At 57.5% G+C, this 581-nt stretch carries 1 pseudogene; it reads left to right on the top strand.

The window, feature by feature from the left end:
• Positions 1–581, top strand: a pseudogene (locus ACTHSA_RS10810) (DUF6531 domain-containing protein); the annotation flags it as partial.

Below are 581 nucleotides of genomic sequence, written 5' to 3'. Positions count from 1 at the left end.
TGCGGCATTTACCAACTGGTCGCACAACTCGACCGCAACGGCCGCCATATCCGCCTCTGCTACAACGACAACGGACTGCCGCACAGCATTTACGACGGCAGTGGCCGACACTTTCAGCCCGTATTCTCCTCCATCCGTCTGCACGACAACGATCCCGACTTCGACCCGGCCGGAGAACGGGACGTATTCGTTTCCGAAGACGAACGTTTCTACGTCAACCGCCTTACTTCCGTCACCTTCAACGGCAAGGAATTGGTGCGCTACGACTACGACGGCTGCGGCAATTTGACCGCCGTTTACGGACGAGACGGCAAAAAACTGCGCGGTTTCGCCTACCGAAACCACATCATGGTCGAACACAGCCAACCCGACGGACTGGTGTCCCGCTACGAATACGACCGTTACGACGCCGACGGCAAAGTGCTTAAAAGCAGCAACAACCTCGGTGAAGAATGGACGTTCGCCTACCGCAAAGACCATACCGTCGTTACCGACGCATTGGGACGGACGGAAGTGTACGGTTTCGACGAAAACCGCGAACTCGTCTACCGCATCGACGCCGACGGACAACGCAGCGACAG

Origin of the sequence: Neisseria sp. P0008.S002 (genome assembly GCF_051962805.1) — a bacterium.
Taxonomy (GTDB): domain Bacteria; phylum Pseudomonadota; class Gammaproteobacteria; order Burkholderiales; family Neisseriaceae; genus Neisseria; species Neisseria perflava.
The sequence above is the reverse complement of the archived record's forward strand: the minus strand, read 5'-3'. Positions and strand labels throughout refer to the sequence as shown.